The following is a 23099-nucleotide window of genomic DNA, read 5'->3' as shown; positions in this document are numbered from 1 at the left end:
GGCACGCGCTCCTTGAAGGGGGTCACATCAACGAAGCTATACCGGGCGACCGTAGCGCCGTGTCCGGCGGCCACAGCGGTCTACCGGGGCCGGAGCGTTACGCCGCGCTTCCGCCGTCGATCAGGGCGCGCAGGTCGTCGGTGACACCGTGGGTGGCCTCGGTCAGCCAGTCGGCGGGGGTGGGCCCGCCGGTGTAGCCGAGGACGGGCATCCCGGCGGCCAGCGCGGCCCGAACCCCGGCCGGACTGTCCTCGACGACCAGGCAGCGGGCCGGCGCGCTGCCGCACCGGGCAGCCGCGTACAGGAACAGATCGGGCGCCGGCTTCCCGTGCGCCACGTCCTCGGCGCTGAAGACCCGCCCCTCGAAGCGCTCCCACAAGCCGGTCGCCGTCAGCGAGTGACGGATGCGGCTGTGACTGCCGCTGGAGGCGACGCAGTACGGAAGGCCCCGCGCGTCGAGCGCGTCCAGCAGGTCGCGGACCCCGGGCATGGTGTGCGGCGCGGCGTCGAACGCGGCGGCGACCCGCCTCCGGTACTCGGCCAGCCAGCTCTCGTCAACCGGCACCGTGGTGTGCGCCCGTACCTGCGCGAGCAGATACGGCTCGGGGGTGCCGAGGAACAGCTCGCGCACATCCTCGGGGGTGAGCGGCCAGCCCACCTCGGTCGTCATCGCCGCGACCACCTCCGGCCCGATCCGCTCGGTATCGACCAGCACGCCGTCGCAGTCGAAGACCACCAGCTTCGTCTCGGCCAGGACCTGGGCGGGGGAGCGGGACGGGGCCGGCGTCGGGGCCGGCTCCGGGACCGGATCCGCTGTCCGGCGCGGGGTGCTGCTCATGGGCGACTCCGGAAGGTGCGGGGCGCGTTGCCGCCGTCGGATGCTGACCCCGCCACTCAACCATGTGCCCTGCCCCGGCCCGCGCCGAGCCCCCGGCCGGAGCACGCGGGCGCGGGCCGAGTGCGCGGGGGCCGTGTGGAGCGTGGAACGGAGCGTGCGGGCCGGGTGGGGCGCGCGGGCGTGGGGCGGCTAATCTGCGCTGATGCCCGACCACGCGAGCGAACCCCCCGGCGGCACCGCATCCGAGGCATCCGGCACCGCCGCCGCCGCCGCACCTCCCGACGCCGCCGCCGTACCGGGCGCACTCCTCGACCGGGCCCGCGCCCTGCGCGACCGGCCGGGGCGGGCGGTACTCGGCATCACGGGCGCCCCCGGCGCCGGGAAGAGCACACTGGCCCACGCGCTGGTGAACGCGCTGGGCCCCGGTGCGGGACTGCTGCCGATGGACGGCTTCCACCTGTCGAACGAGGTGTTGGCCGCACTGGGCCGCCGCGACCGCAAGGGCGCCCCCGACACCTTCGACGCGGCCGGCTACGCCGCGCTGCTGGCCCGTATCCGCGAGTCGTGGAGCACCGGCGAGACGGTGTACGCGCCGCGCTTCCACCGCGAGTTCGAGGAGTCGCTGGCCGCCGAGATCGCCCTCGGCCCGGACGCCGCACTGGTGATCACCGAGGGCAACTACCTGCTGCTGGACGAGGGCCCCTGGGCGCGGGTGCGCCCGCTGCTGGACGAGGTCTGGTACGTCGAGCCCGGGGAGGAGGTGCGGCTCGGCCGCCTGGTCGAGCGCCACATCGCCTACGGCAAGCCGCCGGAGCGGGCACACGCCTGGGCGCACGGCCCCGACCAGGCCAACGCCGTCCGTATCGCCCGCACCCGGGCCCGCGCCGATCTGCTCGTCCGGCCGGACACCGCGGGTCGCTGACCCGGTCAGCTCTCCGCGGTGAGCCGGGCCGTGACCCACTCGTGGAACTCGCCGATGTGGTGCTCGCTGGGCACCAGCACCCCGCCGTCCCGGTAGGCGCGGGAGGCCATGGCCGGCTGGGTGCGCTCACAGGCGTCGAAGTCCTGGAGGTTGACGCGGTGGAACAGCTCCACCGAGCGCGAGAGGTCGGCGCCTCCTGCGACGACCTCGGGGGCGTAGAGCCAGTCGCACTCCACGACCGTCCGGTCCTCGGCCATCGGGAACATCCGGTGCACGATCACATGGTCGGGCACCAGGTTCACGAAGACCTGGGGGCGGATGGTGAGGGCGTAGTAGCGGCGGTCGTGTGCGTCGGGCAGGCCCGGCAGCCGTCCGAAGCCGGCGCTGCCGTCCACGGTGAAGCCCGCCGCCCCTTCGGCGAACTCGGGCCCGTGTCCTACGTAGTACTGGGCGGCGAACCCGTCGGCGAACTCCGGCAGCACCTCGGTCAGTTCGGGGTGGATGGTGGCGCAGTGGTAGCACTCCATGAAGTTCTCGATGATCAGCTTCCAGTTGGCCGCCACGTCGTAGGTGTGCCGCTTGCCCAGGGCCAGTGACTCGATGGCGTAGTGCCCGATGACGTCGGCGCCGCCCAGCCGTTCGGCCACCTCGCTCATCACCGTCTCCTCGAACGAGGGCGGCTCCCCGGCCAGGCACACCCAGGCGTAGCCCAGCCACTCGCGCAGCCGCACGGAGTGCAGCCCGTAGCGGGCGCGGTCCACATCCGGCATCCGCGTCAGGTTCGGCGCGGCCGTCAGCCTGCCGTCCAGGTCGTAGGTCCAGGCGTGGTACGGGCATTGCAGGCTGCGCCGCACCTCGCCGGACTCCGCGGTGCACAGCCGCGCACCCCGGTGCCGGCACACGTTCAAGAAGGCGCGCAGTTCGCCTCGCCGGTTGCGGGTCACCAGCACGCTCTCCCGGCCGACCTGGACGGTGCGGTAGGCGCCGGGCTTGTCCAGGTCGGCCGCGCGCACGGCGCAGTACCAGTCGGTCTCGAAGATGCGCTCCTGCTCGCGCCGGAAGGTCTCCGGGTCGGTGTAGCGGTGTCCTGGCAGGGTCGCCAGCAGGCTGCCGACGGCGGTCGTCATGTCGTGGTCTCTCCCTCGGGAGTCGCGGACTGCCCCAGCGGGGCCCTCAGCGGGTCGAACAGGGCGATGGGATGCTCGGTGGTGCCGTTGAGCGCGAGATCGGCGACGATCTCGCCGATCACGGGGACGAACTTGAAGCCGTGCCCGGAGAACCCGCACGCCACCGTCACCGAGTCCGGGTGCGCCGGATGCCGGGCCAGTACGAAGTGTTCGTCGGAAGTCGTCGTATACATGCAGGTCACGGCCTTGCGCAGGCGGCCGGGCAGGGCCGGTATCCGGGGCGCCAACTGGGCGGCCATCGCCGCCACTTCCTCCTCGGCGACCGTACGGTCGATGGTCTCCGGGTCGCAGTCGCTGCCCTTGCGGAAGAAGGCGACCTTCGCGCCGCCGTCCGGGCCCTCGATGGCGGGGAAGCCGTAGATCTGGACGCCCTCGGCGTCCTCCCAGATGTAGATGGGATGCCGCCCGGGCTCGAAGGGCGCGGTGCCGCCGGGCGGCTGGAACCAGTACATGACCTGCCGCTCGATGGCGAAGCCGATCCCGAGACCGGCCAGCAGCCGCGGCGCCCAGGCCCCCGGGCACACCACCAGATGCCCGGCCGTGTAGACGTCGTCGGCGGTGTGCACCCGTACGCCCTTGCCGCCGGGCAGCACCTCCCAGCGGGTCACCGGCTCCTCGAACCGCAGCTCGGCGCCCGCCTGGAGGGCGAGCTGCACATGCGCGGTGACCGTTGCCTCGGGCCGTACGAACCCGGCCCGCTCCTCGTACAGCGCCACCTCGTCCTCGCCCGGTGTCAGCGTCGGGAAGCGGCGGCGCACCTCCTTGGCGTCCAGCAGCTCGTGGGGGAGGCCCCACTCCTGGGCGGAACGGAGGCTGCCCGCGACGGTCCGGCTGTCGGGGCGCCCCAGCATGACGCCGCCGCACAGCGTGGCGATGTCGCGGCCGGTGTCGCGCTCCAGCTTGGCGAACAGCTCGTAGGACCGCAGGAGAAGGGGCACATAGGCCGGGTCCTCGAAGTAGGACTGGCGGGTGATGCGGGAGCCGCCGTGGCTGGAGCCGCGGTTGTGCGCGGGCCCGAACCGCTCCAGGCCCAGGACGCGCTGGCCGCGCGCCGCGAGGTGACAGGCGGCGGCACTGCCCATGCCGCCGAGGCCGATGACGATGATGTCGCGGGACGTCTTCAATTGAGCCTCCTCTTGTGGCTCCCGGTCCGCTCAGCCGGCCTTCGGCCGGGAGGTGCGCTCGTGCACCCGGACGGGCTGAAATCCAGTCAGCTGGGACAAGGGCACTGAGCGGCCCCGCCGGAATCCGGTGCGGTTCGGCCGTCCCCCGAAGGGGCGCGGGCAACTGCGCGACCAGCCACGATGCGTCGCAGCCGGGACGGAACCCTCGGCACTTCCGGTGGAGCACTCAGCAGCGGATCCGGGCCATCTCGGGGTCGAAAAGCGGCTCTGCCGCAACCGTCGCGGAGACCTTCTCGCCGAAGTACTCCACATGCACGGGTGTCCCGGGTGAAGCCGCCCCGGCCGGGACCCACGCGTAGGCCACACACCGCCCCACGCTGTAGCCGTAGGACGCACTGGTCACATAGCCGGCGGGCACGCCGTCCACATGGACGGGTTCGCTGCCCATCACGACCGCCGCAGGGTCATCAAGGGTCAGGCACACCAGCCGCCGCGCGGGGGCACCGAGTGCGGCGAGAGCTTCCCGCCCGGTGAACTCGCCCTTGGCGGGCCGTACGGCGAAGCCGACCCCCGCCTCTTCCGGGGTGTGCTCGGCGGTCATGTCGGCGCCCCAGGCGCGGTACCCCTTCTCCAGCCGGAGGCTGTTGAAGGCGGAGCGCCCCGCGGCGACGACCCCCAGCCGCTGCCCGGCCTCCCACAGGGTGTCCCACAGCCGCAGCCCGACATCGGCGTCGGCGTACAGCTCCCAGCCCAGCTCGCCCACATAGCTCAGCCGCAGCGCGGTGACGGGGACGTGGCCGACATAGGTCTCGCGGGCCTTGAAGTAGCCGAAGGCTTCGTGGGAGAAGTCGGCGGGGGTCAGCGGCTGGACCAGTTCACGGGCGAGCGGGCCCCACACCCCGACGCAGCAGGTGCCGGAGGTGACATCGCGTACCTGTACGCCCTCTGGTGCCCGGCGGATGAGCCAGTCGAGGTCGGCCGGGGTGTTGGCGCCGAGCTGCCAGCGCTCGGGGCCGAGCCGGGCCGCCGTCAGGTCGCTGCGGATGCCGCCGGTCTCGTCCAGGAGCAGGGTGTAGGTGACGGAGCCGACCCGCTTTTTGAGGTTGTTGCTGGTCATGCGCTGGAGGAAGTCGAGCGACCCGGGCCCCGAGACCTCCAGCCTGCGCAGCGGCGTCATGTCGTAGAGCGCGACCTTCTCGCGGGTGGCCTTCGCCTCTGCGGCGGCGATCGGGGACCAGTACCGGGCGGCCCAGGCGTCCCGCTCGGGCACCTGCACGCCCAGCTCCGCCACGAGCGGCGCGTTGGCCTCGTACCAGTGCGGGCGCTCCCAGCCGCCGGACTCCAGGAAGCGGGCGCCCAGTTCGCGCTGGCGTGGATAGAAGGGGCTGGTGCGCAGCGGCCGGGGCCGCTCGGGCGGCTGGAGCGGGTGGATGACGTCGTAGACCTCGACGAAGCTGCGCTGCCCGCGCTCGCGCACATACGCGGGGGAGCGCTGGGCCTTCTCGAAGCGGTGCAGGTCGCATTCGTGCGCGTCCACGGTCGTGCGGCCGTCGGTCATCCACTCGGCGACGGCGCGCGCCGCCCCCGCGGAGTGGGTTACCCACACGGCCTCGGCGAGCCAGAATCCGCGCAGCTCACGGGACTCGCCCAGCAGCGGCATGCCGTCCGGGGTGAAGGAGAAGACGCCGTTGAAGCCCTCCGCCACCCGGGAGGCGGCCAGCGCGGGCAGCATCCGGCCGGTCTCCGCCCAACTGGGCGCGAAGTCCTCCTCGGTGAAGGGCAGCGAGGAGGGCATGACGGGCGCCTCGTCGTAGGCGGGTATCGCGTGGGGATCGACCGGCAGCGGGCGGTGCGCGTAGGTCCCGATGCCGATGCGGCCCGCGCCGCCGGCGGGGTCGAGGTGCTCGCGGTAGTACAGGTCGTGGTCCTGGTGGCGGAGGATGGGCCGGACGGCTTCGGCGCCGCGCGGTCCGCCCCCGCCCCCGCCCCCGATTCCGGCGCTCGCTCCGCTGAGGGAGGGCAGCGGCGCGGTCTTCGCGTACTGGTGTGCCAGCGGCAGCAGCGGTACGTCCACTCCGGCCATGGCGCCGATGACCGGGCCCCAGAAGCCGGCGGCCGAGACGACGTGGTCGGCGGGGAAGGCGCCCCGGTCGGTGACGACTCCGGTGACCCGGCCGCCTTCGCGTTCGATACCTGTGACGGTGTGCCGCTCCAGGAAGCGGGCCCCGCGCCGCTGGGCGCGCGCGGTCTGCGCGTGGCAGGCGAGCACGGCGCGGGCCAGGCCGTCGCCCGGGGTGTGGAAGCCGCCGCGCACCCGGCCGGGGTCGAGCAGGGGGAACAGCTCGGCGCACCGCGCGGGACCGACCAGCTCGCCCTGGATGCCCCAGGAGGCGGCGAGCCCGGCCTTGCGGTGCAGGTCGAGCCAGCGCTCCTCGCTCGCGGCGACCTCCAGACCGCCCACCGGCAAGAAGCAGGAGCGCCCCTCGACTCGCAGCGAGCTGAACTTCTCGACGGTGTAGGCCGCGTAGGCCGTCAGCGTCCTGGACGGGCTGGTGCGGAAGACCAGGCCCGGCGCATGGGAGGTGGATCCGCCGGGGGAGGCGAGCGGGCCCTGTTCGAGGACGGTGACGTCGCGCCAGCCGCGTGCGGTCAGCTCGTCGGCCAGCGCGCAGCCGACGATTCCCGCGCCGATGATCACGACGCGTCCGGTGCGGCGTTCCGCGCAGGGGGCGCCCCCGGTCGCGGAGCCGGCGGGGAGGGTGCTCACAGGACCACCACCGATCGCAGGACCTTGCCGCGCAGCATCCGCTCGAAGGCGATCTCGACCTCGTCCAGCTCGATGGTCTCGGTGACGAAGGCGCCCAGGTCGAGCTTGCCGCTCAGATACAGGTCGATCAGTACGGGAAAGTCCCGGCTGGGCAGACAGTCCCCGTACCAGGAGGACTTGAGGGCCCCGCCCCGGGAGAACAGCTCCAGGAGGGGGAGTTCGATGTGGACACCGGGCGAGGGGACCCCGGCCTGGACGAGGACGCCCGCCAGGTCGCGCATGGCGAAGCCCTGGAGGTAGGTCTCGGGCCGGCCGACCGCCTCGATCACCAGGTCGGCGCCGTGGCCTCCGGTGAGCTGGCGTACGGCCTCGACGGGGTCGGTGCCGCGCGAGTTGACGCTGTGCGTGGCGCCGAAGCGGGTGGCGGTGTCGAGCTTGGAGTCGTCGATGTCCACCGCGATCACCCGGCGGGCTCCGGCGAGGGAGGCGGCGGCGATGGCGGCGTTGCCGACGCCGCCGCAGCCGATGACCGCGACGGTGTCGCCGTTGGTGACGCCGCCGGTGTGCACGGCGGCCCCCCAGCCGGCCATGACGCCGCAGCCGATGAGCCCGGCGGCCTCGGGCCGCGCGGCGGGATCGACCTTGACGGCCTGGCCCGCGTCCACGAGCGTCTTCTCGGCGAAGGCGCCGATGCCGAGCGCGGGCGTCAGCGGGGTGCCGTCCAGCAGGGTCATGGCCTGGCGGGCGTTGCGGGAGTCGAAGCAGTACCACGGCCGGCCCTTGCGGCAGGCGCGGCAGCTGCCGCAGGGGGAGCGCCAGGCGAGTACGACGAAGTCGCCGGGGCGCAGGTCGGTGACGCCGGGGCCCGTGGACTCCACGATGCCCGCGGCCTCGTGGCCGAGCAGGAACGGGAACTGGTCGCTGACCGCGCCTTCCCGGTAGTGCAGATCGGTGTGGCATACGCCGCATGCCTGGACGGATACGAGGACTTCGCCGGGGCCGGGGTCCGGTACCAGGACCGTGTGCACCTCAGCCGGGGCGTCCTTCTTCATCGCGATGACAGCGCGGACCTCGTGTGGCATTCCCAGACCTCGCAGTTGTTGCGTAGTGCACGACTGGTTGCGCTATGAGGAACATAGTGAGAATGCCGGACGGGCCGCGTCAAGAGTTGTGGATCAGCTGTTCATGACGGGTCGTCAGAAACGACAGCGCGGGCACGGGCGAGGCCGGTACCCGCGCTTGTCGGTGGTCGGAGCGTGGTTGACGCCCCGTCAGAAAGCTGGTGCAGGACGTCAGTAGGCGTAGCCCATCCGGCGCGAGAGGTCCTGCGCCGCCGCGATCGTGCGCTTGGCCACCTCCTGGAGGCGCTCCTCCTCCAGCCGGTAGGAGGGCCCCGAAACGCTGATCGCGCCGATCACCTTCCCGTCGTGGGCCCGCACCGGAGCCGCGACCGCGTGCAAACCGATCTCCAGTTCGTCCCTCGCTACCGCGAACCCCGCCTTGACCACGCCCCGCAGCTCCTCGCGCAGCTCGGCGGGCGAGGTGACGGTGGCATCCGTCAGCCGTGGCAGCTTGCGCGACAGCACGCTCTCCTGGAGCGACTTGGGCTGGTGCGCCAGCAGCGCCTTGCCGCTGGAGGTGGCGTGCAGCGGGGTGCGCCGCCCCAGCCAGTTCTGCGCCGTCACCGACGAGGAGCCGCGCGCCTGCATGATGTTGACCGCCGCGTCGTCGTCGAGGACGGCGATGTTCGCCGTCTCGCCCGCGTCCTCGGCCAGCTCACGGCAGACAGGCGCGCCCTCCTGCGAGATGTCCAGCCGCGAGGCCGCGGCGCCCGCCAGCCGCAGTACCCCGGGGCCCAGGTAGTACTTCCCGCGATCCTGCTCCTGGGAGACCAGCCCTCTGGCCTCCAGCACACCCAGCAGGCGGAAGGCCGTGGACTTGTGGACCCCCAACTCCTCGGCGATCTCCGTCACTCCGGCCTCGCCGTGCCGGGCGAGAATCTCCAGCACGCTGACGGCCCGGTCCACCGACTGGACCGATCCGGCCGCGGCTCTCGGTTGCTTTACCGATCCCGTGTCCTCCGTCTTTTCGCTCATCTGCTCAACGTCACCGCCTGGTGGCCTGGTCGTGGTTCCCGGTTCGTGGTGCACGGCTGGGGGCCGCCCTCCCCGGAGTATCGATGGAGGTCATCGGCGAGTGCTTGACGTGAAGCCTCCCCGCTTGGATTCTGTTGCGCATCACGCTCCATCGTGCGCGATACGGAACTCGGATGGTAGCGAAGCGCATCCCGGCATACTCCGGCCCCGACCGGCCGGGAATCCAGCACCCGCTCGCGAGGTGATTCACAGTGATACCCGTCTGCCGCCTTGACGACCTGCCCGCAGGTGAGTCCATCCGCCTCGACCTCGACCCTCCCATCGCCGTCTTCAACGCCGACGGCGAGCTGTACGCCGTCGATGACACCTGCACCCACCAGGACGCGTCACTCTCCGAGGGATGGCTGGAAGGCTGCCTGATCGAATGCCCGCTCCACGCGGCTTCATTCGACCTGCGCAACGGCACCCCCACCTGTCTCCCGGCCCGCCGCGCCCTGCGCACCTACCCGGTGAGCGTGCTCGACGGCACCGTGTGGGTGCACGCCGCCCCCGCAGAAACAGCGCAGGCCGCCGAGGCCGGACAGGAGACCGCCGCATGAGGACCATCACCGTGATCGGCGCCTCCCTCGCCGGACTGCACGCTGCCATGTCGCTGCGCGCGCAGGGATACGACGGCAGGCTGGTGATCGTAGGGGAAGAGCGTCATCGCCCCTACGACCGCCCGCCCCTGTCCAAGGAGTTCCTGACCGGCGCGCTCACCGCCGAACGGCTCGCCCTCGCCGACGCCGGGGAGATCGGCGAGCTGGACGCCGACTGGCTGCTGGGCACCCGCGCCGAGGGGCTCGACCCCCCGGAGCGCACCGTGGTGCTCGCGGACGGCCGCAGACTGGCCACCGACGGCGTGGTCCTGGCCACCGGCGCCGTGGCCCGCGCCCTGCCGGGCGAGCCGCTGGACGGGGTGCACACCCTGCGCACCCTCGACGACGCCGCCGCGCTCCGCGAGGAGTTGAGCCGGGGCCAGGTGCGGGTCGTGGTCATCGGCGCCGGTTTCATCGGCGCCGAAGTGGCCTCCTCCTGCGCCACGCTGGGCCACAACGTGACCGTCGTCGAAGCCGCGGCGCAGCCGCTGCTGCCCCAACTCGGCGCCCGCATGGCCGCGTTCTGCGCCGACCTGCACACCGACCACGGGGTCACCCTGCTCACCGGAACCGGGGTGCGCGCGCTGCACGGCGACGGTCGCCGGGAGGGGCACCGCGCCGGTGACGGACACGGCGGGGGCGCCGTGCGGGGCGAGGGCGGGCGCACCCGGGTCGCCTGGGTCGAACTGGCCGACGGCCGGCATCTGCCCGCCGACGTCGTCGTCGTGGGGATCGGCGTACGCCCGGCCACCGGATGGCTCGAAGGTTCCGGGATCCCGCTCGACGACGGCGTGCTCTGCGACGCCGGCGGCATGACCACGGTTCCCGGAGTCGTGGCCGTCGGCGATGTCGCCCGCAGCGCCGGGCACCGGGCCGAGCATTGGACCAGCGCCATGGAACAGTCCGCCGTCGCCGCGCGGAACCTGCTGGCCGGGGCGACCGTTGAGACGTACACGGCCCTGCCGTACTTCTGGTCCGACCAGTACGGCATCCGCCTCCAACTCGCCGGACACCCGCAGCCCGAGGACACCGTACGGCTGGTCGAGGGCGCCCCCGAGGACCGCAGCTTCCTCGCCGTCTACGAGCGCGACGGAGCCACCACCGCCGTCCTCGCCGCCAACCGCCCCCGCCCCTTCGCCCGCCTGCGCCGCCAACTGTCGCGCAGCGGCGGCCTGGCCGCGGTCTGAGAGAGCCCGCACGGGGCGGGCCCGGGCAGGCCCGCCCCCACCGGCCCGGCAGGCCCGCGCCGCGCGGCGGGGCTAGTTGGTGGTGGGCGCCGGCTTGGCCTCGCTCGGGCGGACGATCACGAAGCCCTCTCCGTCCAGCCGCAGCTGCACGGCCTCACCGGAGCCGCCCCGGATCATCGAGCCGATGCTCTGGGAGCGGTGCAGCGAGGTCCGCAGCTGCGCGCTCCAGCCCACCACCGCGTCCGTGTCCACGAACACCGGGGCCTGCGACGAGACGGGGATGACGACGGGCGAGCCCTCGCAGATCACCGCGAGCCGGCCCTGCCCGCTGAAGACGCTGTTGAACAGCCCGCCGCCGCTCATTCCCGCGCCCTTGACGACGCCGATCTCGTAGTGGAGGCCCGCGTCGAAGCACAGCACGTTGCGGCCGTTGATGGTCAGGGAGTCCCCGGAGGCGATGTCCACGATGAAGCAGTTCGCCGCCTCGTGCGCGAACCACGCCTCACCCTGGCCGCTGACCGTCATGAGCGCGAGCCCCTCACCGGTCACCTGCCGCTTGAGGAAGTTGCCGACCCCCTGGCCCTTCTTGTCGAAGCGCAGGTCACCGCGGAAGGCGACCATCGAGCCCTGCCGGGCGTAACACTCGCCGTTCACCGCGTACTTCACGCACTTGTCGTTCTGCAGCACCATCCCCGCCATGGTGCTGGGCTCGGCCATGTTCTTCGAGGCGAAAAGTTCACTCTGCATCTACGCTCCCCCGGTCTTCCTCGGTCGTCAACAAGGGCAAACCCGTCCTCCGGCACCCTATCCAGGCCACCGCGCGCGAACACCCCCGCCCTCGCCCCGGAAGACCTCCCGCATCGCCAGACGTGCCACGCCGCCGTCACCCGCCTTTGAGACCTTCCCCGGAGTCACTGGCCGCCTCCGCACCGATCAGCCCGCCCAGGAAGCCGGACTCTCGTCGATGTCTCTTCAAAGTCTCCAAGGGAAGTTCAATGAAACGATAGAAGGCAAGCAAGCAGGCAACGGCAGCGGGCACGCCCCGGGGCGCCACCGGGCCGCCCCTTTCCCGTGCATCCCCGTATGCCGACCCCTTTCCCCTTTCCCCGGAGGCGACCGAAGTGAAGTTCGTACTCGAAGTCGACATCGACACCCCGCACGACAAGGGGCGGACCGTCGCCGAACTCGGCCGCGTCCTGCGCTACTGGGGCGGCAACCTCCACCACTACGAGCTGGTGCCGGGCGACGGCTCGGCCATCTACGACTCCGCCTACCGCGAGGTCGGCCACTGGAAGATCGTCCAGCCGTAGCGCAGCCGCTCATCCCCCGCGCCCCGCCGGGCCGGGGGGATGAGCCGGAGCCGCTCTTGGGAGCGGTTACGGCGCCCTCGGAGAATCCCGGCGAGTGACCGGCCACCGCCGGCCGGACATCGACCGTGGGACCTCGTCAGCAGAAGCTCGCCAGGAGAGACGCTAGGGCTTCAGCCGCTCGCGCAGCTCGTCGAGGTCGGTGAGGAACCACAGCTGCCGCCCCCGGTTGGACTCGCGGACGAAGTCCCGCAGCGCCGTGCTGGACGCCGTGTGGCGGGAGATGTCGCCGAGCACGACGAGGCCCATGCGGTAGTTCACGAACTTCTGGGCGATGTCCCCGGCCACGCGGGTGGAGAGCTGGAAGAAGTGGTCGGCCAGCCGCTCAACGGGGAGCACGACCCACTGGGCACCCTGGTAGGACGCGTTTCCGATGAGATCCAGGGCCTCCCGCTCGCCGCAGATGGCCTCGCCCTCGGCAGCGCACAGGAAAACGGGCACATCGTGGATCGTCCGCAGGGTGCTCATGAGGGGGAGGCTAGCCGCGCGCCCGACCCGCGAGCACCGCATTTTCCGGGGCCGGTGCGGGGTGGTGACGGGCGGTGACGACCGGTGGCGGGGGAGGGTGCCGGGGGACGGGCCGGGAAGCGGCGGGCCCACAGTGCGGGGCGCGGCCCGCGCGGCCTCACCGGGGACGCGTGCGGGGCCCCGCGCGGGGGAACCCGGATGCCGCCCGGCCTGTCGTGCGAGGACAGCCTTCGCGCACCGAGAGAAGGGGACCCGGCATGAACTGCTACGACTGCTCCAACGAGGGCACCGACACCCCGGCGGTCGCCGTCTGTGTCGATTGCGGGGCGGCCGTGTGCGCCCGTCACCTGCATGACGATCCCGAGCCCGTACGCAGTGGCAGCGGGGGCGGTCCGGGGCGGGTGTGGTCCCAGCGGGACTCCCGTCGCCTCGTGTGCCTGAAGTGCCACCGTACGGTGATGGGTGAACCCGGCGAGTGACGCTGGGCTACCCACCTCACTTCGGGCTCACTTCCCCTTCGGGCTCACTTCGACCCCTACTTCTACTTCGACCGCGCCGCGCGCCGTACGGCCGTGAGCGCCGTGGCGGCAGCGGCCCCCGCGCCCAGCGCGAGCAGCCCGTGGTGACGGGAGGCCCACTGCTGGGGACTGCGCGCGGAGGACTCGGCGTCGAACTCGCCGTGCGCGCCGTAGTCCTTCTCCCGGTCCGGCGGCTGCCACAGGTTGTCGGGCTGGAGCGGGGAGCGGTCGTACTCGGTCTGCTGGGCCTTGATGTTGGTCCTGGCCAGATAGCGGTCCAGGAGTCCGGGCGCGAACTTGTCGCCCAGCAGCGTGGCGACCGTCGAGCCGCCCACCCAGAATTCGCGCCGCCGGGCGTGCGCCGAGGCGTGCACGATGGCCCGCGCCGCGACCTCGGGCTGGTATACGGGCGCCACGGGGCGGGGGTTGTGCGGCAGCCGGGAGCGCACCCAGGTGAACTGCGGGGTGTTCAGGCCCGGCAGCTGCACCATGGTGACCCGCACCCGGCTGCCCTTGTGCAGCAGCTCGCAGCGCAGCGACTCGTGGAAGCCCTGGACGGCGTGCTTGGCCGCGCAGTAGGCGGCCTGGAGGGGGATGCCGCGGTAGGCCAGCGCGGAACCCACCTGGACGATGGTTCCGGAGTCACGCGGCAGCATGTGCCGCAGCGCCGCCTGGGTCCCGTGCACGAAGCCGAGATAGCTGACCTCGGTGGCGCGGCGGAACTCCTCGGGCTCCACTTCGGTGACCGGCGCGAAGACCGTCGTGAACGCCGCGTTGACCCATACGTCGATCGGGCCCAGCTCCCGCTCCACGCGGTCGGCCGCCGCCCGCACCGCCTCGTGGTCGCTGACGTCGAGACTGAGCGGCAGCGCCTCGCCGCCTGCCTCCCGCACGTCCTCGGCGGCCCGCTCCAGGCCCTCCTCGCCGCGCGCGATCAGTGCGACGGCGGCGCCCTGTGCCCCGAAGGCGCGGGCCGTGGCCCTGCCCACTCCGGCGCTCGCGCCGGTGACCACGACCACCCGGCCACCGTCGTCCACTTTTCGGTTCGCTTTCGCGGGCTTCCGCTGCCTCATCGCCACCACACCTCCACGGCGCTCTCCTGTGTACCGGTCCGCCGGGTACCCGCTGGACGCGCCGGAATCCGTACGGCAGCGGAAGCGGGCAGCGGAATGCCGCACCGCGCGCGGCGGTGCGGCATACCGGTCGTCACGGCCCGAGCAGGCAGAACAAGCCGCCGTCCGGGTCGCGGAGCGAGGCCACATGGCCGTGGGTCACCCGCTCCGGGGGAGTGAGGATCTCACCGCCCGCCTGCTCGGCGGCGGCGAGCGCCCCGTCGAGGTCGAGGGCCCGGAAGAACACCTCCCAGCGGGTGCGGGCCTGCGGGTCGGGTGCGGCCTCGACGCCGCCGCCGCGCAGCCCCGCGACGGTCTCCCCGTCGATGAGGATGTGCACCTCGTCGTCCTGCTCCTCGTAACTGACCCCGTGGCTGGGGTTCTTGGCCCATTCCAGGACCTCGCCGTAGAAGAGTGCGGCGGCGAAGGCGTCCCGGGTGACCAGTTCCAGCCAGGCTGGTGCGTGCCCGGCGCCGAGCCCCCAGCCGCGCGGCAGGGCGCCCTGCCACACGCCGAAGGGGGCGCCGTAGGGGTCGGCGGCCATCGCGGCGCGGCCCATGCCCAGCCGGATCGGGCCGACGGCGACGGTCGCCCCGCGTTCGTTGATGCGCTCGGCCGCGCGTCCCGCGTCCTCGACCGAGAAGAAGACGGTCCAGCGCACCGGCAACTGCCAGGAGACAGCGCCCTCGTTGAAACCCGCCACCGGCTCGCCCTCCCGCGTCGCCACGCGGAATCCGGGTCCCAGCGTGCTGTCCTCGAAGGACCAGCCCAGTACGGCTCCGTAGAACTCCTCGGTGGCCTGCCGGTTGCGGGTTGTAAGGCTCACCCAGCAGGGCACTCCGGGTACGGAATCCATCACGTCACCTCTAGCCTCCTGCGTTTCCCGCTCTCTCGCTTTCGTGCTCGTTCCGGTTCGGCTTCTTCGCCTGTGCGTGTTTCCGGTCCCCGCGCGCCGGGGTGCCCCGAGCCGGGCAACGCGAAACGAATATGGAAATGTCCGACTTTAAGAGTTTTGCTGGATTCGGGCGCGGGAACTGGCCGGGTGGCACCGAGTGCGGGAGCCGTGCTCGCCGTGCCTTCCGAACGTTCCACGTCGCGCGCCGCCGTGCGCCACCGAGGAGAGTCGCCATGATGGCCCACCCCGACACCCTGCGAGAGCTGCTCACACGCTATGAGGCGCTGCACGGCCGTCCGGCCGAGCGCCAGAAGCTGGATGACGTCTCGTACACGCTGTGTGTCTCCACCGCCACACGTGAGATAGGGGAGGCGCTCGCGGCGGCCCGCGCGCACATAGACCAGACACCCGTTGTCCCGGCTGCTACTGCTGTCCGCGCTACCCCGGCTGTCCCTGCCGCCTCCGCCTCTGGCGCCCCCGCGGCACCTCCGGCCCAGGCGGGCCCGGCGCGGCGGAGCGCCGTGGCCTGATGAGACCGGGCGCGGGCCTCGGCCCGTGGCAGACCGAGGCCCGCGCTCTGTGGCAGACCCCCGAACGCGCCCTGCTCAGGGCCGCGCCGGAGCCCGCTCGTCCGCCCACGTATCCGTGGCACCCCGCCCTCGCGCGGACGGGGCGCCAGGTGGCGGCCAGCGCGGCGCACCGCCACGACCGCCTTGCGCGGCGGCACCCGCACCGAAGTGAACTTCTGGAACCCCTCCCGGTAGACGAAGTAGAGCTGCTGCGACTCCCCCCGCGCCCCCTCCAGCCGCTGCCGCGGCACGCTCACCACCGGCACCGGCACCGCCGTGCTCGAAAGTGCCGGTGCCTTGCCCTTGGGGAGGGCTCTCTGGCGCCTGCAACGGAGGCGATCAGCGACTGCGGCTCCCGCTCCGCCGCGACCGACGCACCCGGTATCTCCGTCGCCCGGCCGCCTCTGGTCCGGAAGACCTTCAAGTCGCCCGTACGCTCTCCCCTGCTCCAGTACGATGCGCGATCACCGTGGGCAAAAATCGATATGGACGTCTGTCTATTCTCTGGGAGCGAATGAGTGCCCTCGTGGTCGTCGTCACGGAACACCTCGGGCTCGATCCGAAGTCGATAGCGGCCATGCGGGCGAGCGCCCGAAGTAAGGACTGGTTGAACGTCGCTGCGGTCAGCCGCACAGGCGAACTTCTCGTTTGTATCCTGCGTTCAGTGGGATGTGTGGGGGAGCTTCATTGACCGAGGGGTGGAAATGTCCGAATGCCTGATTGTTGCTCGGAACGGCCTCGTCTCCCGATAAACGCCCAGGTCAGCAACTGCTCCCCGCGCACGCGGGGACGGACCCGAGCGTCTTCTGCCTCGGGCACCGTCGGGAGACTGCTCCCCGCGCCTGCGGGGATGGTCCCAGCCACACCACCGTGCCGTACCAACCGGGCGTCTGCTTCCCGCGTGCGCGAGGAACAGACGCCCGGCGATGGCGCTTCTCTACCTGCCACGTAGCAGGTAGCACGTAGCAGGTAACGCCGGGTTAAGGCTCAAGACGTGCCCAGTGCGTCTGGCGGGCCCTCAACGCCCATAGCGGCGGCGTTCGGCGGTGGTGCTCCAGCCCTGTCGGGGTGGGCGGGCGGTGGGTTGTTCGGTGGGGCGGCTGATGAGGGTGATGCCCTCATGGTCCAGGGGCTGCCAGTGGTGGTCGTGCGTCTCGAAGGTGTAACCCTGCTCGGTGTTGGTGCTGTACGTCAGCAGGGCTCGGCCTTCGCGCGCGTATGCCCGTACCTCTGCCCAGAGCGCGTCGCGGATGCGAGCTGACGGGCTGGCGATGAAGACGCCGGGGGAGACTTCGCGGGGAGAGGATGCGCCGCGCTTGCCGATGGTGGCCATCGGTTCAGCCCTCCGGTGCCGGGGTGAGCAGTCCGCAGCCGTAAGCTCATCGCCCGGTGCGTCATCCAGCTGCGGCCCGCCCACATCGGCAGCGGGCCGGAGGAAGTGACCAGCGGCGAACGCAAGGCGGTCGCTCTGACCGCCCACGGTCTGCCCGACGACGAGATCGCCGACCGCCCGGTCATCAGCCCGGCGACCACCAAGACCTACATCAGCCAGGCCATGGCCGAGCCCCGGGCCCGCGCACGCGCCGAGACAAGCAGACCGCCGAAGCCCAGGGGTGACAGCGGAAGACCGTCATGAAACTCAAGACGACCATCATCAATCAGGGCAAAGAGGTCGCGGAACTATGCCAGTTGGTTACCCGCCTGGCCTTCGTCAACGCCTTCCTCATACGCCAGAGGGCGGCTCCGGCCGGCCCCGCGGCGGCCTCGGATGCCGACAACGTCGTCCCGGTCGGTCCGCCGTCCCAGTGAAGGCCCAGGTCTGCAGCGGCGGGGCGGCTGTCGTGTTCGCGTTCGAGCCCGTTGCTTGATGGTGCTGAACTCTGATGCCACCGGCTCAGCTTGATCTTCAACCCGTGCGGCAGGGCGTGGAGTGGTCGACCTCTTGTTCCGGGACGTGGTGGGGCTCGTTTTGCGGGAGGTCAACACGCCAGCAGGGGTGAATCGTTGGGAACCCCGTCGGCCGCATGGTGTGACCCCAGATGTGCCGCGACTCTTGACGTGCCCACGGGGCACTTCAAGAATGACCGCACTCTGACAACGTTGTCGCCCGGGAGGCCGCACCGCCATGCCACAACAAGTCCGGAGATTCACCCGCCGTCAGGCACTGGGGCTGCTCGGTGCTTCCGGTGCCGCGGCCGCCTTCCCGCTCGCCCTCGGCCCGGCCTCGGCCGCCGAGCCGGACGCGATGGCAGGGCCGGACGAGATCGCCGAGACGTACTACCGCGTCCTGCTCGCGCACACCCGCTGGTCCGAGACCCGGTGGGACTCGGACCGAGGCCACTACACCGACAAGGACTTCGGCTTCGCCGTCGTGCTCGGCAACGCCGTCCTGCTGACCCGCGGCCCCTTCGACGCCGAGCGCGCCGGGATCGACAAGGACACCCTGCGCACACGGACGCTCGCCACGCTGAAGCACTTCGCGTCCTCGAACCGGCTCGCCGGCGGCACCCAGTGGGGCCGCAGGCTGTTCTTCGACACCACCTTCCAGTCCTACTTCGTGCTGGCCGCGCGTCTGCTCTGGGACGATCTGGACGAGGCGACCCGGCGCGACATCGACACCATCGCCCGCGGACAGGCCCAGTACACCGCTGAGTTGGGCACGGCCGACGATCCCGACTCCGGCGACTGGAGTCCGGGCGGGCTCACCGGCGGCCACCGGGGGGACACCAAACTGGAAGAGATGGGCATCTACGCCCAGGCACTCGCCCCCGGACTGGCCTGGGCGGGGGCGGGCGACGACGGGCGGCACGCGGCGTGGCGCGCCGCCTTCGGCCGCTGGAGCCGCAACGAAGCCGGCCTGCCGGCCGCCGACCTCGCCAACCCGGCCCGCGTGGACGGGGTCCCCGTCAGCGCGAACACCGCGCAGAACCTGTACGACACCTTCATCGTCGAGAACCACGGGTCCTTCGGCCCGCACTACCAGGCAGAGCTGTGGCGTACGTCCGCGCGCAACGCCGTCCACTTCCACACCGCGGGCAAGGCCCTGCCCGAGGTGCTCACAGCCCAGCCCAACGCCCGCCCGCTGTGGCGCACGCTGCTCGGCGTGATGAGCGACGCGGGCGAGCCGTTGATGCCGATGGTCGCCGATCGGGAGCACCTCTACGGCCGCGACGTCATCCCGCTGGCCTTCCTGGCCCAGGTCCTCGGCGACCGGGCGGCGGCCGCCTGCGAACTCGCCCTCGCCGAACGTCTGGAGGCGTATCAGAGGTATCCACCGCGGTACCGTCTCGCGAAGTTCTCCGGTGAGCCGAAGTACGAGCCGGAGGCGCGCGCCGAACTGGCCATCAGCTATCTCCTGCACGAGTGGCGGACCCGCTCGGGACGGGCTCGTGTGCGGCCCCTGTCGCAGGCGGAACTCTTCGCGGAGGCGAGCGGCGTCCAGGACCACGGCGCGGGTCCTGGCCTGCTCTCCCATCAGTCGTCCGGGGCGTGGGCCGGCGTCGTCAGCAAGCCGGACTTCGTCAAGTTCGCCTGGCAGCCGGCCCACGACGACTGGCTGTTCGCGCTCAGCGGTACGACGCCGATGTTCCTGCCGAGCACCCGGGCGAAGGTCGTGGAGCGGAGTGTGACCGCGTACGCGCGGCTGCGGGACGGCTTCGACGGGAGCGCGAGCCTGCTGACGCTGGAGAACGGGTATGCGGGGTTCACCTCGCTGCCGTCCGGTGCTGTGGTGTACGCGACGACCGGTACGGCGGACGGCGAGGGGCACCTGGAAGTGCGCAACCTGTCCATGCCGGGCGTACCGGGCCTCGACGGCAGCCGCACCTACCGGTCGGCCGAGGGAAGCGTGACGGTCGAGGCGAAGACCGCGAGTTCACCGTCCACCGGCCCGCGCGTCGACGAACTCACCTTTCCGCGTGGCGAGTTCCGCCATCTGCGCATGCGGGGCGTGCGACCCGACCCCTCGTACGGCTACTCGCTCCACGCGTTCGAGATACGCGACGGCGCCACCGGCGACGACCTGGCTCGCGGCACGGGGGCGACGGCCTCCGCCTCCTCGTCCGACCCGGGCAAAGAGCCCGCACGCGCGATCGACGGCGACGGTTCGAGCCGCTGGGCGGTATCGCGCGCGGATCGCTCACGAGCGGACAGCTGGATCGCCGTGGACCTGGGCGCGTCCCGGCCCGTGGACCGGGTGACGCTGCGCTGGGAGAGCGCGGCGGGCCGCGCGTACCGGCTGCAGGGATCGGCCGACGGACAGCAGTGGACCGACCTGGTGGCCTGGCCGCGGCCCGACCTCACCAGCAGGGGCGGCTGGCTGGACGTCGACGGCCGTGCCGGTCTCGTCGTGCGGGGCTCCGCCGCCAACCCGGTCTCCGTCTACGGCGACACGGTCGTCCTCTCCGACGGGCCGCCCGGCGACCTGCTGATCGAAGGACTTCCGGGCGCGACACCGCGACAGTTGCGCGCCGCCGCCGCCCGCAAGACGCCGGTGGCCGACTCCGCGCATCTCAAGGCGGCCCTCACCGAACATCATCTGAGCCTCTTCAACCTGTCCTCCTCCCAGGTGACCGCCACCGTGACGATCCCGGTCTCGTCCTCCGAGGACATCCGTCTCTACGAGGGCACCCAGACCCTCACCGGGTCGGGCACGGCCTACCGTGCCGAACTGCCCGCTGCCTCGGCCGTGCTGGCGCCGCCGCGTATGGTCCTGTCCACGGGCCGCCGCCTCGTCGGGCTGCGGGCCGAGGTCATCGACGGCGGCACCGTGCGGCTGAGCGGGCCTGCTTGCCGCGTCACCATCACGGCCCAGGGCGCGAGCGTGGGCGCCACGGTCCGGGCGGGCCGCGTGACCACGGTGACCGTGCCGCGTGCCGTGCCCTACCCCCTCGCTGACCTGGCACTCGGCCGTACCACCTTCCCCACAGCGCCGTTGCCGCCCGGCATGACGGACCCGCGGGCCGCCGTCGACGGGGACGAGGCGACCACGTGGACCACCGCGCCCGGCGGTCGCATGGTCGTCGACCTGGGCTCGGAGCGGCGCATCGGTGAGATCCACACCCGATGGCAAGGCGGCCGGGCCCCCGACGCGCGAGTGGAGTTCAGTCGGGACGGCCGCGCCTACGACGCCGCGGCACCGCTCCCGACGCGCGGAAGCCTGCGCGCCGACCGCACGGCGCGCTACGTGGCACTCCACGTCCTCCCCGCCACCGGGAAGCGCGTCGCCCTGACGGCCCTCACCATCACCTCGTAGGGCCGCACCGCAGTTCATCGGTGTCACGCGGCATCCGTCTCCGGCGGGTGCCGGGGGCCGCGGGACGTGGTGGAAAGAAGTTGTGTCCGCTCTCTTGACGGCGGTCGGCGGGGAGTTCAGGGCAGTCATTGATGCGCATCACTAATACGCATCAATGCATCCGGAGGAGCATGGTGGAGGAACCCAGGAAGCGGGGCAGGCCCGGTCGGACGCCCGCACCCGCGGCTCGTACGTCCCGGCCGCGGCAGGCGGAGGTGGCCCGGCTGGCAGGGGTCTCGCAGGCCACGGTCTCGCTGGTGCTCGGGGCCGGGAAGGCGGGCGCCACGATCACCGAGGAGACCCGGCGCAAGGTGTTCGACGCCGTACGCCGCCTCGGTTACGTCCCCGATCCGGCAGCCAGCAGGCTCGCCGCGGCGCGCAACCACCTGCTCGGCGTCTTCAGCTTCACTGCCACCTTCCCCACCGAGGTGCAGCACTCGTACTACCCCTTCCTGGTGGGCGTCGAGCAGGAGGCCGCCGTACGCGGCTACGACCTGGCGCTCTTCACCGGCTCCAGCACCGGCGGCGGAGCCGGGGCCGCTGGGGCCGGAGCGCTCGACAGGGCACGGCTCGCTGACGGTTGCCTCTTCCCCGGCCGGCAGGCACCGGCCGGGGAGCTGGGCCGCAGGGTGGCCGACGGCTTCCCCGTCGTACACCTGGGCCGCAGGGATGAACCGGAGGACCTGGCCCGGGTCGGCGCCGACTACATCAGCGCCAGCCACGAGGTCGTCACCCACCTCGCCTCACTCGGACACCGCCGGATCGTGCTCGTACGCGAGGACGACGAGGCCCCGGCCTCCACCGACCGTGAACAGGGCTTCCTCAAGGGCCTGGAGGAAGCGGGACTTCCGGCTGGGCCCGCCGCCGTCTGTTCCTGCCCGACGTGTTCGTCCGGCCGGGGACCGGCGGCCGGCCCGTGCACACCCGTACTCCGCACACCTACCTACGCTGGCGCAACGCCGACGCCCGCCACCGAGACGTCCTGGCCGCCGCACGCCGGGAACGCGCCCGCTTCCGCAGCGAGAAAGGCATCCGCTGGGGCGGACGCCCCCTCGGCGCTTCGGCTTGAGCGACCCGGCGAACCTATGCGGTCAGAGCACTAGTCATGTACGAAGCTTACGTGAGTCGTCGATAACGGATCGTTGCGTGTGTGGTGAGTAGGTCGGCGACGGCGTTCAGGCAGGCAAACCCCAGCTCAGAGGACATGCCGTGCGGGTTGCCGAGTACTCCGTTGGACGCGACAGCCTTGACTCCGTCGGTGAATACGCGGGCGAGCAGTTCGTCGTTCATCGACCCGGTGAAGCCTGCGGCTGCGCGATCGTTCCTCACGGCGTCCGGCTGGACGGCGAGCATAATGGAGCTTTCGGCGATGTCGGCATGGCCGCCGACATGGTCGGCGAGGCTGGCGACGCGTTGAGCCGCGTCCCGCCATGCCTGGAGGACCGCTGCTGAGTCGGCGAACGCGATGATGTCCAGGTCGGTAGAAAGCCTTGGGGCGAGGTTCGCCTCGATCTCACTGAGCAACGGGTAGTTGCCGATGTGTGCCGAGAAGATCAGCACACGTTGGAAGCCGTGTGCGGCAAGGCTTGCGCAGCAGTCGGCGACGATCGCCTCAAGAGTTTCGGGCTGCAGCGAGAGCGTTCCGGCGAAGCCGAGGTGGTGCGCGGAGCAGCCGATCCGCACCGTCGGCAGCACGAGCGCGTCACCAAGCCGCTCGGCGACAAGGACGCCCAGGCGGTCTGCGTGATCGCTGTCGACCGACAGCGGCAGGTGCGCGCCGTGCTGTTCTGTGGCTCCCAAAGGCAGGACCGCCGTACGCATGCCGCTCGCGATGGCATCCGCGATGTCGGGCGAGGTCAAGCGCTCGATCCGCAACTCGCTCACGTGTGGTCACTCCTCCTTGCGGCAGGTCTGGACAGGCCCCCGTTGTTACCAACACCTAACGCTGCTTGGGCTCTAGACGGGGACTTGACCATGACTGAACTACGTCTTACGTTATCGGCAATTAACATTTGGTGGAAGGGGCGTTATGGACTTCATCCTCATGACTGAGGGGGACACCCCGGTCGGGCTCACGCATGAGCACCGCTATCGGGAGCTGATCGAGGAGGTGCTGCT

Annotated in this window: 22 protein-coding genes; 10 read left to right on the top strand and 12 right to left on the bottom strand. The window is 71.8% G+C overall.

All coding sequences use genetic code 11. The features are described from left to right. Window positions 1–97 precede the first annotated feature (97 nt). Window positions 98–838, bottom strand: coding sequence for an HAD family hydrolase (locus tag ABD339_RS28460; RefSeq protein WP_344570010.1), 741 nt, complete (start codon window positions 836–838; stop codon window positions 98–100). A gap of 202 nt (window positions 839–1040) precedes the next feature. On the opposite strand from ABD339_RS28460, the gene ABD339_RS28455 reads away from it, so the two are divergent. Further along, window positions 1041–1760 (top strand): nucleoside/nucleotide kinase family protein, encoded by a 720-nt coding sequence (locus ABD339_RS28455; RefSeq protein ID WP_344570009.1) that lies wholly within the window; start codon window positions 1041–1043, stop codon window positions 1758–1760. A gap of 5 nt (window positions 1761–1765) precedes the next feature. Here the strand turns inward: ABD339_RS28455 and ABD339_RS28450 are convergent, their stop codons facing one another. From ABD339_RS28450 to ABD339_RS28430, 5 genes are all read right to left on the bottom strand, one after another. Continuing rightward, window positions 1766–2887: an aromatic ring-hydroxylating oxygenase subunit alpha gene (locus tag ABD339_RS28450; RefSeq protein ID WP_344570008.1), complete on the bottom strand. Its 1122-nt coding sequence runs from the start codon at window positions 2885–2887 to the stop codon at window positions 1766–1768. After that, on the bottom strand, window positions 2884–4071 hold the full coding sequence (solA, locus tag ABD339_RS28445; protein WP_344570007.1) for an N-methyl-L-tryptophan oxidase: 1188 nt from the start codon (window positions 4069–4071) through the stop codon (window positions 2884–2886). The genes ABD339_RS28450 and solA overlap by 4 nt, the downstream gene beginning before the upstream one ends. A gap of 226 nt (window positions 4072–4297) precedes the next feature. Then, on the bottom strand, window positions 4298–6838 hold the full coding sequence (locus ABD339_RS28440; protein WP_425576123.1) for a GcvT family protein: 2541 nt from the start codon (window positions 6836–6838) through the stop codon (window positions 4298–4300). Then, window positions 6835–7920 (bottom strand): S-(hydroxymethyl)mycothiol dehydrogenase, encoded by a 1086-nt coding sequence (locus ABD339_RS28435; RefSeq protein ID WP_344570006.1) that lies wholly within the window; start codon window positions 7918–7920, stop codon window positions 6835–6837. The genes ABD339_RS28440 and ABD339_RS28435 overlap by 4 nt, the downstream gene beginning before the upstream one ends. A 210-nt stretch (window positions 7921–8130) precedes the next feature. After that, window positions 8131–8934, bottom strand: coding sequence for an IclR family transcriptional regulator (locus tag ABD339_RS28430; protein ID WP_344570005.1), 804 nt, complete (start codon window positions 8932–8934; stop codon window positions 8131–8133). A 251-nt stretch (window positions 8935–9185) separates the two neighbouring features. Between ABD339_RS28430 and ABD339_RS28425 the strand changes: the two genes are divergently transcribed. Continuing rightward, window positions 9186–9533 carry a bifunctional 3-phenylpropionate/cinnamic acid dioxygenase ferredoxin subunit gene (locus tag ABD339_RS28425; protein WP_344570004.1) on the top strand — a complete coding sequence of 116 codons (348 nt, stop codon included), beginning with the start codon at window positions 9186–9188 and terminating at the stop codon, window positions 9531–9533. Further along, window positions 9530–10759: an NAD(P)/FAD-dependent oxidoreductase gene (locus ABD339_RS28420; protein ID WP_344570003.1), complete on the top strand. Its 1230-nt coding sequence runs from the start codon at window positions 9530–9532 to the stop codon at window positions 10757–10759. Before ABD339_RS28425 ends, ABD339_RS28420 begins: the two co-directional genes overlap by 4 nt. A gap of 72 nt (window positions 10760–10831) precedes the next feature. Here the strand turns inward: ABD339_RS28420 and ABD339_RS28415 are convergent, their stop codons facing one another. Beyond that, the gene (locus ABD339_RS28415) at window positions 10832–11506 is read right to left on the bottom strand and encodes an AIM24 family protein (RefSeq protein WP_344570002.1); all 675 of its coding nucleotides are present in this window, start codon (window positions 11504–11506) and stop codon (window positions 10832–10834) included. 374 nt (window positions 11507–11880) lie between these two features. Here ABD339_RS28415 and ABD339_RS28410 point away from each other — a divergent pair, with 374 nt between their 5' ends. Then, window positions 11881–12069: a hypothetical protein gene (locus ABD339_RS28410; RefSeq protein WP_344570001.1), complete on the top strand. Its 189-nt coding sequence runs from the start codon at window positions 11881–11883 to the stop codon at window positions 12067–12069. A gap of 162 nt (window positions 12070–12231) precedes the next feature. Here the strand turns inward: ABD339_RS28410 and ABD339_RS28405 are convergent, their stop codons facing one another. Beyond that, on the bottom strand, window positions 12232–12594 hold the full coding sequence (locus ABD339_RS28405) for a DUF4180 domain-containing protein (protein WP_344570000.1): 363 nt from the start codon (window positions 12592–12594) through the stop codon (window positions 12232–12234). Between the two features lie 257 nt (window positions 12595–12851). On the opposite strand from ABD339_RS28405, the gene ABD339_RS28400 reads away from it, so the two are divergent. Beyond that, complete coding sequence (locus ABD339_RS28400) at window positions 12852–13073, top strand: DUF2180 family protein (protein ID WP_344569999.1); 222 nt, start codon at window positions 12852–12854, stop codon at window positions 13071–13073. A 62-nt stretch (window positions 13074–13135) separates the two neighbouring features. Here the strand turns inward: ABD339_RS28400 and ABD339_RS28395 are convergent, their stop codons facing one another. Then, window positions 13136–14185, bottom strand: coding sequence for an SDR family oxidoreductase (locus ABD339_RS28395; RefSeq protein WP_344569998.1), 1050 nt, complete (start codon window positions 14183–14185; stop codon window positions 13136–13138). Window positions 14186–14318: 133 nt separating this feature from the next. Beyond that, window positions 14319–15080 carry a VOC family protein gene (locus ABD339_RS28390; RefSeq protein ID WP_344569997.1) on the bottom strand — a complete coding sequence of 254 codons (762 nt, stop codon included), beginning with the start codon at window positions 15078–15080 and terminating at the stop codon, window positions 14319–14321. 272 nt (window positions 15081–15352) lie between these two features. On the opposite strand from ABD339_RS28390, the gene ABD339_RS28385 reads away from it, so the two are divergent. Then, window positions 15353–15649: a DUF5133 domain-containing protein gene (locus tag ABD339_RS28385; RefSeq protein ID WP_344569996.1), complete on the top strand. Its 297-nt coding sequence runs from the start codon at window positions 15353–15355 to the stop codon at window positions 15647–15649. 1057 nt (window positions 15650–16706) lie between these two features. On the opposite strand, the gene cas2e is transcribed toward ABD339_RS28385, so the two are convergent. Then, window positions 16707–17021, bottom strand: coding sequence for a type I-E CRISPR-associated endoribonuclease Cas2e (cas2e, locus tag ABD339_RS28380; protein WP_344569995.1), 315 nt, complete (start codon window positions 17019–17021; stop codon window positions 16707–16709). Window positions 17022–17126: 105 nt separating this feature from the next. Here cas2e and ABD339_RS28375 point away from each other — a divergent pair, with 105 nt between their 5' ends. From ABD339_RS28375 to ABD339_RS28360, 4 genes are all read left to right on the top strand, one after another. Further along, a complete protein-coding gene (locus ABD339_RS28375; RefSeq protein ID WP_344569994.1) occupies window positions 17127–17324 on the top strand; it encodes a hypothetical protein in 198 nt (65 codons plus the stop codon). Next, window positions 17321–17497, top strand: a complete 177-nt coding sequence (locus ABD339_RS28370; protein ID WP_344569993.1) for a hypothetical protein — start codon at window positions 17321–17323, stop codon at window positions 17495–17497. The genes ABD339_RS28375 and ABD339_RS28370 overlap by 4 nt, the downstream gene beginning before the upstream one ends. A 316-nt stretch (window positions 17498–17813) precedes the next feature. Further along, window positions 17814–20942 carry a discoidin domain-containing protein gene (locus tag ABD339_RS28365; protein ID WP_344569992.1) on the top strand — a complete coding sequence of 1043 codons (3129 nt, stop codon included), beginning with the start codon at window positions 17814–17816 and terminating at the stop codon, window positions 20940–20942. Between the two features lie 254 nt (window positions 20943–21196). Beyond that, window positions 21197–22084 carry a LacI family DNA-binding transcriptional regulator gene (locus ABD339_RS28360; RefSeq protein WP_344569991.1) on the top strand — a complete coding sequence of 296 codons (888 nt, stop codon included), beginning with the start codon at window positions 21197–21199 and terminating at the stop codon, window positions 22082–22084. A gap of 13 nt (window positions 22085–22097) precedes the next feature. Here the strand turns inward: ABD339_RS28360 and ABD339_RS28355 are convergent, their stop codons facing one another. Then, window positions 22098–22865: a creatininase family protein gene (locus ABD339_RS28355; protein ID WP_344569990.1), complete on the bottom strand. Its 768-nt coding sequence runs from the start codon at window positions 22863–22865 to the stop codon at window positions 22098–22100. Between the last annotated feature and the right edge of the window lie 234 nt (window positions 22866–23099).

It is taken from the genome of Streptomyces axinellae, from assembly GCF_039532135.1.
GTDB lineage: Bacteria > Actinomycetota > Actinomycetes > Streptomycetales > Streptomycetaceae > Streptomyces > Streptomyces axinellae.
Note: the sequence above shows the minus strand (reverse complement) of the source record. Positions and strands in the feature narration are given on the sequence as shown.